Annotated in this window: 7 protein-coding genes; 6 read left to right on the forward strand and 1 reads right to left on the reverse strand. The window is 27.9% G+C overall.

Translation table 11 applies throughout. From position 1 onward, the window contains the following. The first annotated feature begins 65 nt into the window (after positions 1-65). The 5 genes from J2Z24_RS16645 to J2Z24_RS16665 all read left to right on the forward strand — a co-directional run bounded on the left by J2Z24_RS16645 (position 66) and on the right by J2Z24_RS16665 (position 5,627). Complete coding sequence (locus J2Z24_RS16645) at positions 66-1,769, forward strand: ring-infected erythrocyte surface antigen domain-containing protein (RefSeq protein ID WP_035145004.1); 1,704 nt, start codon at positions 66-68, stop codon at positions 1,767-1,769. A gap of 30 nt (positions 1,770-1,799) precedes the next feature. Continuing rightward, entirely contained in the window at positions 1,800-2,063 is a 264-nt protein-coding gene (locus J2Z24_RS16650) for an EscU/YscU/HrcU family type III secretion system export apparatus switch protein (protein WP_035145003.1), read from the forward strand. A 4-nt stretch (positions 2,064-2,067) separates the two neighbouring features. After that, positions 2,068-2,754 carry a metallophosphoesterase gene (locus J2Z24_RS16655; protein ID WP_035145001.1) on the forward strand — a complete coding sequence of 229 codons (687 nt, stop codon included), beginning with the start codon at positions 2,068-2,070 and terminating at the stop codon, positions 2,752-2,754. A gap of 74 nt (positions 2,755-2,828) precedes the next feature. Further along, positions 2,829-3,116 (forward strand): ArsR/SmtB family transcription factor, encoded by a 288-nt coding sequence (locus J2Z24_RS16660; RefSeq protein ID WP_035144999.1) that lies wholly within the window; start codon positions 2,829-2,831, stop codon positions 3,114-3,116. 36 nt (positions 3,117-3,152) lie between these two features. After that, positions 3,153-5,627, forward strand: a complete 2,475-nt coding sequence (locus tag J2Z24_RS16665; protein WP_035144998.1) for a DsrE/DsrF/DrsH-like family protein — start codon at positions 3,153-3,155, stop codon at positions 5,625-5,627. Positions 5,628-5,678: 51 nt separating this feature from the next. On the opposite strand, the gene J2Z24_RS16670 is transcribed toward J2Z24_RS16665, so the two are convergent. Beyond that, the gene (locus tag J2Z24_RS16670) at positions 5,679-6,578 is read right to left on the reverse strand and encodes a DUF2225 domain-containing protein (protein ID WP_035144996.1); all 900 of its coding nucleotides are present in this window, start codon (positions 6,576-6,578) and stop codon (positions 5,679-5,681) included. Between the two features lie 152 nt (positions 6,579-6,730). Between J2Z24_RS16670 and yjbM the strand changes: the two genes are divergently transcribed. Further along, positions 6,731-7,519 (forward strand): GTP diphosphokinase, encoded by a 789-nt coding sequence (yjbM, locus tag J2Z24_RS16675; RefSeq protein ID WP_035144994.1) that lies wholly within the window; start codon positions 6,731-6,733, stop codon positions 7,517-7,519. Positions 7,520-7,662: the final 143 nt, after the last annotated feature.

Genomic DNA, 7,662 nt, shown 5'->3' on the forward strand with positions numbered 1-7,662 from the left:
AACTACTAAGGTAGTTTGCTTTAATGTTATAATTATTTATACGATATATAAAGAGGGGTGATTTTATGGCAGGAATTTTCAATATAAATAATGCCTATAATCTTAATTCAAAAAGAATTACAAATAAACTGTCATTTCAAGTAGGAGAGGTATTTTTAGCAAGAATGATAAGTTTAGATGAAGGAAAAGGTGAAGTGTTATTAAGATTATTGGATGGCTGGCAATTCTCTGCTAAGTTAAAAAATCCTCTAGAGTTTTCATTAGAAGGACTTATAAAGTTCGAAGTAGATGGTTTTGAAGAAGGCCAACTCCAATTAACTATTTTAAACAATAAGAGTTCAGAAGAAAAATTAACCCAAGATTCTATAGAAAACATATTAAAAGGTGAAAATATATCAGTAAGTAAAGAAGATTATGTTCTATTAGAAAAAATGGTTAAGCATAATATACAGCTTACAAAAGAAAATATATCTGAAGTTAAAACTTTAATAAATTTTATAAATAAAATTGCAAAGGATCCGTTGGAAGAAGAGGCTTTTATAAATAAGTATATAGAAAGTAGAGGTATAAATTTAAATTCGGATAAAGGTAGAGAAGTAGAGAATATACTAAAGGGATTTTTTTCTCAGTTAAAAGAATTAGATGAGGATAGTATTTTAACTCTTTTAGAAAATAATATAGATTTAACTGAAGATAATATAAAGAGTTTTAATAAGGTTTTTAAAGAACCTATGAGTATATATAAAAGTTTAGAAAAAATACAAGATGAATGGAATAAATCTAACTATGAAAAAAATCTTCAATCAGAGAGGCATGACACTTTAAATAAGGAGACTTTACAACAGAATAAACAATCTGTAAATAGAGATGATAATAAGAATATCTCTAATAAGGATATGAATAGTAAAGATATTATTAATAAAGATACTATGCAAGAATATAACAAAAATAATACATTGCCGTTGGGGAAAAATATAGAGGAAACATCAGAAAATTTTCCAGAAAAAGTATTAAAGAATGAAGAAGAAGGATTACAATTAAACAAAGATACAGTTAATGAAGAAAAAGTTTCTTTAAAAACTTCTCAAAAGGCAGAAACAAATGATATAGAAAAAAATAATTCTACCATCAATAAGAATATTGTAGAAAATAAAGAAAATCAAAGCAAAGATACCATAAGCAAAAAGGAAATTATTATAAAAAATAATATAGAAGATTTAGCTGATGGAATAAAGGATAAAATAAATGATAAAGTTAAAGAAATGAAAGATACTATAAGTAATTTATTAACAAATAAGTCATCAGCAAAAGGAGAAGCATATGAAAAAGTTATTCAACTATTGAAAGGAGAAGTAAATAATTTTAAGGTATTCAATAATATTTCTGATGGATATTATTATATGGATTTACCTGTAAATATTAATAAAGAAGACTATCAATGTAAATTAATAATAAAAGATGAAAGAAAAAAAGGAAAGAAGATAGATAGAAGGAACGTTAAGATTGCTACTTCTGTAACAACTATTAATATGGGAGTGGTAGATGCATTTATATCAATAAATAATATGAATATGAATGTGGATATAAAGTGTAAAGAACAGTGGGTGAAAATTTTGGACAAAGGAAAGGATAGAATATTGAAGGCATTAAGTGATATAGGGTATAATGTATATGTTAAGGTAGAAGAGAAATCGGAAGATTTAGATATAGTTAATTGTAGAGAATTTTTTAATGATGAGAATATCGGTGCTATCAATGTAAAAGTGTAGTGTTTTTTTACATATTAAGGGGGATATTTTATGAAAAATAAAAAAGCAGCGGCTCTTTCATATGAAAAAGGATATGATGCCCCTGTAGTTACTGCGGCTGGCATGGGATATGTTGCGGATAAAATAGTAGAAAAAGCTCAAGATAATAATGTGCCTATAGTTTATGATGAAGAGTTAGCTGCTCTTTTAACTAATGTAGATTTAGGAGATGAAATACCCTATGAATTATATGATGCTGTAGCTAAGGTTATAGCTTATGTAATGGATATAGATGAACTTATAGACAGAAGGTGAATATATGGCAATTTATGCAATATCGGATTTTCATTTGGCTTTTACTTCAGATAAGCCTATGGACATTTTTGGAGACAATTGGTATAAGCATGAAGAAAAGATAAAAGAAAATTGGTTAAAAACTATAGAAGATGAGGATACCGTACTTATAGCGGGTGATATATCCTGGTCTATGAAAATTAAAGAAGGAATGATGGATTTAGAATGGATTCATAATCTACCAGGTAGGAAAATATTAGTAAAAGGTAATCATGATTATTGGTGGACTAGTATTACCAAGTTAAATAATTTATATGATGACATGAAGTTTATTCAAAATAATTATTTTCCCTATGAAGATTATGCAATATGTGGCACAAGAGGTTGGATATGTCCAGGTGGAGATAAATTTACTGCACAGGATGAAAAGATTTATAAAAGAGAATTGATAAGATTAAGGCTATCTCTAGATTCAGCTAAAAAAGATGGATTCAATAAGTTTATTGTTATGTTGCATTATCCTCCTATAAATGACAAATGTGATGGAACTGAATTTATAGAAATTTTTAGGGAGTATAATGTGCAAATAGTAGTTTACGGACATTTGCATGATGTAAATAAAGATAAAGTTTTTGAAGGAAACAAAGATGGTATTCAGTATATGTTAACTTCTTGTGATTATTTGGATTTTAAACCTATAAGACTCTTTTAGTTTTTATAGGTTTAATTATTGACAACTATATTCAATAATCGTAATATATAAATATAAAGATTAATGGAGGGAGTATTGTGAATAATTATAATATAGATGATTTTAATCATATAGCAGAAATATTAAAGGTTTTAGCTCACCCTGTGAGATTGTGTATAGTAAAAGGTTTAATAGAAAAAGGACAGTGTAATGTAACTCATATGCAAAATTGTTTGGAAATGCCTCAGTCTACTATATCTCAGCATTTACAGAAATTAAGGACTGCAGGAATAATTAAGGGAGAAAGAAACGGACTTGAAATAAATTATAGAATCTGTGATAAAAAAATTTGTAATTTGATAAAGATGTTGTTTGAAGAGTAAAGATTTTTATATAAATTTATAGGGGGAATCTAATATATGAGTAAAAAAGTATTAATAATAGGTGGAGTAGCCGGTGGTGCGTCAGCAGCGGCTAGGCTTAGAAGATTGGAAGAAGATGCTGAAATAATCATGTTTGAAAAAGGAGATTATATATCATTTGCTAATTGTGGATTGCCATACCATATAGGTGAGACAATAAAAGAAAGAGATAAGCTTATAGTTCAAACTCCAGAAGCTATGAAGGATAAATTTAATATAGATATAAGAATAAATAGTGAGGTAGTAGGAATAGATGTAAATGCTAAAAAGGTAAAAGTTAATAGCAGAGAAAATGGAATTTATGAAGAAAGCTATGATTATCTTATATTATCTCCAGGAGCAAAACCTATTAAGCCATCTATAGAAGGTATAGAAAGCAATAAAATATTTACATTAAGAAATATACCAGATACAGATATTATCAAAAAACATGTAGATAGTGGTAAGATAAAGAATGCAGTAGTAATTGGGGGAGGCTATATTGGAGTTGAAATGGCAGAAAACTTGACTCATAGAGGGATAAAAGTAAATTTAGTAGAAGCAGCTTCGCATATTTTAGCACCTTTTGATTCAGATATGGTTACCTATGCTGAAAAAGAATTACAGGATAATGGAGTAGGATTAATATTAGGAGATGGAGTAAAGAGCTTTAAAGATAATGATAATGAAATAGAAGTAATATTAAATAGTGGCAATACGTTAAAGGCTAATATAGTTATATTAGCTATAGGAGTTAGACCAGATACAGAATTTATAAATAATAGTGTAATAGAAATGGGCACTAAAGGACATATTTTAGTAAATGAATATATGCAAACTAATATAGATAACATTTATGCAGTAGGAGATGCTATAGAAGTAGTTGATTTTGTAAATAAAAAGAATACAGCTATACCTTTGGCAGGACCGGCAAATAAGCAGGGAAGGATTGCTGCGGATAATATATGTGGAGTGAATTCTAAATATAAAGGAACTCAAGGAACTGCAATAATTAAAGTCTTTGATTTAACTGCGGCAAGTACAGGAAATAATCAAAGGACATTAGAGAAATTAAATATACCTTATAATGTTATATATATTCATCCACAATCCCATGCCTCTTATTATCCTAATGCTATTCCTATGTGTATAAAGTTAATATTCAATAATCAAGGTGAAATTTTGGGTGCTCAAGCTTCTGGATATGATGGAGTAGATAAGAGGATTGATGATATAGCCACAGTTATGAGATTGAATGGAACAATATATGATTTAGAAGAGTTAGAGCTTTCTTATGCGCCACCGTATTCTTCAGCAAAAGATCCAGTAAATATGGCTGGATTTGTAGCAGAAAATGTACTTGCTAGGAGAGTAGAAATGATTTTACCTAAAGATATAGATAGTAGAGATAAAAATAGTACTATATTGTTAGATGTAAGAACATCTTTAGAAAATGCAGGAGGGTATATAGAAAATAGTATAAATATACCTTTAGATGAATTAAGAAATAGATTAAATGAATTAGATAAAAATAAACAAATATTGATTTATTGTCAAATAGGATTAAGAGGATATATAGCTTATAGGATATTAAAGGCTAATGGATTCAAAGCAAAAAATTTAACAGGAGGATATAAAACTTATATTATGAGTAAGTTTACACCTAATAAAATAGAAAATGACAATTCTTTTTTAGAAGATGAAAAAAACAATTCACAAAATGTTAGTGATAATACCATAAAAAATGTTGATAAAGTGGATAAGGAAATAGACATATGTGGATTAAGTTGTCCAGGACCATTAATGCAAGTTAACTCTACAATTGGATATATGAAAGATGGAGAGATTTTAAAAGCTAAAGCTTCAGATCCTGGTTTTTTCAAGGATATAAAGGCTTGGTGTGAAAGAACTAATAATGACTTGCTAGATGTTAAAAGTGAAAAAGGAATAGTTGTAGCTTTAATAAAAAAAGGATGTAAAAATTTAAGTAACTCTAAAGAACAAATATATAACATTGAAAAAAATGATAATAAAACTATTGTAGTATTTAGTGGGGATTTAGATAAAGCTATAGCTTCATTTATAATTGCTAATGGAGCAGCATCTATGGGTAAAAAGGTTACTATGTTCTTTACTTTTTGGGGATTAAATGTGTTAAGAAAACCTGAGAAAGTAAATGTGAATAAAGGTTTTATGGATAAAATGTTTGGTATTATGATGCCAAGAGGCAGTAAAAAATTAAAGCTTTCAAATATGAACATGCTTGGGATGGGAAGTAAGATGATAAGAAAAGTAATGAAAGATAAGAATATAAGCTCATTAGAAGAGCTTATTAAATCAGCTATAGATAATGGCATAAATATTGTAGCTTGTCAAATGTCCATGGACGTTATGGGGTTAAAAAAAGAAGAGCTTATAGAAGGAGTACAAATAGGAGGAGTAGGATATTATTTAGGGGAAGCTGAAGATTCAAATGTAAATCTGTTTATTTAATAATTTTGAAAGTATATGGTATCTAAAATAATATATAGTACCATATACTTTTTATTTTCCAAATAATTTAGAGAAAAATCCTCTCTTTGTATTCTTAGCAGATGTTTTTGTGGCCTCACTAGAATTAGAAGAATCTATAGTAGCAGAACTGTTCTCTTCTTCTTTTAATTTTTCTTCTTCTTTAATTAAATCTTTTTGATCTCTAGCTAAATCTTTTAGTTTAGGAGGAGTACCAGGAAGGGTTATAACTTGACCGAACCACAACAGAGCTTTATCATTAATACCTATTCTTCTATTAAGCTCTCCTATTAGGTACATTATAGTATATTTATTCATGCCGTATATTGGCAAGGATTCATTATAATAAGCATCATTAAATCCTTCTAAGGATTCTTTTAAAAATAGTAATTCATTATTGATATCTTCTAATAAACGATACATCCAAGCTAATTTTAAACAAGTCATAGCTTTTTTACTAGATTTAGCTTCCATTATAGTATAGTTTAATAAGGCAAGTTTATATCTTTCAATAGCTATATTTACATCATAAGATTCTGGATAAATTCTTCCATGCCACCTAGGTTTAATTTTTTCTTCTATTAATTTTATTTGAAAATCTCTTATTTTCTCAAAATCAGATTTTAATGCAGCGTAACCACATTGATTACATAACCAAACATCATAAAAATAAGGATTTACAGATAAATATCGTATAAAAAAATCTGTATCTTTTTTACCAACTCTATAATGAGAGGATTTTATGGCTTTGGCTTTAAATTGATTACTACATACAGGGCAGGTAATTTCTCTGTTATATATAGGTGACATTTTAGGGGAAACTTCTTCATTTTTTTCCTTTTTCTCATCTTCAGAATCCTTTTTATATATCTTAAGATTTTCTATATCATTAAAACCTAGCTCTTCTAAGCCAGAAAATATATTGTTTTTCACTGAATCACCCTTTAGTATAATAGTTTTATAATAATTTGCATAAATTTATTATATCAAAAAATATGAATAAAATATATTATTAATTGCAATGTAATGTATTATAATTATAATGAGTGTATAATTAATAAATAACTATCAAGGGGGCAGAGAATATGGCTATAAGAGAGTGGAAGACTTTTTTAATACCCTATGAACAGGCAGTGGAAGAATTAAAAGTGAAATTTAGAAGTATAAGAAGAGAATATAGAAGACAAAATGAATATTCACCTATAGAATTTGTTACAGGTAGGGTTAAGGAAATATCAAGCATATTAGAAAAGGCCAATAAGTTTGATATACCATTAGATAGAGTAGAATATGAAATGGAAGATATAGCAGGAATAAGAGTAATGTGTCAATTTGTAGATGACATAGAAAAAGTAGTTAATTTGATAAGGCAAAGAACAGATATGCAAATTATATATGAAAAAGATTATATTACGGATGTAAAAGCTAGTGGATATAGAAGTTATCATGTAATTATTAAATATCCTGTAAATATGGCAGAAGGAAGAAAAGAAATATTAGCAGAATTCCAAATAAGGACATTAGCTATGAATTTCTGGGCTACTATAGAACATTCATTAAATTATAAATATAAACATGATATACCTGAAGAAATAAAATATAAGCTTAAGTCAGCAGCGGATGCAGCTTTTCAATTAGACGAAAAAATGTTAGAGATAAAGGATGAAATAAAGGATGCTCAAAAGTTATTTGAGGTTAAATCTAATATAGTATCTAATATAATGGATAATATACTTACTTTATCTTCTATAGGAAAATCTGTTGAGTCTACTAGATATCAGACACAGTTAAATAAACTAATTGAAGAGGGAGAAGTATTTGAACTTAATAATCTTTTAAAGGCCACAGAAAGAACTTTAGAAATGTATAAATAATTATAAATTAAGGGGCTGTCGCACTAAAAAATTAGTGCGACAGTTTTTTTGTCTATAAATAAAACCACCTGCTATGCAGGTGTGTTCAGAAAAGCTTAAGCGTTGAAAAAAAAACACCTCACTTTGATAGAATAGATATGGTT

Source organism: Clostridium tetanomorphum, from assembly GCF_017873215.1.
GTDB classification, from domain to species: Bacteria; Bacillota; Clostridia; order Clostridiales; family Clostridiaceae; genus Clostridium_AO; species Clostridium_AO tetanomorphum.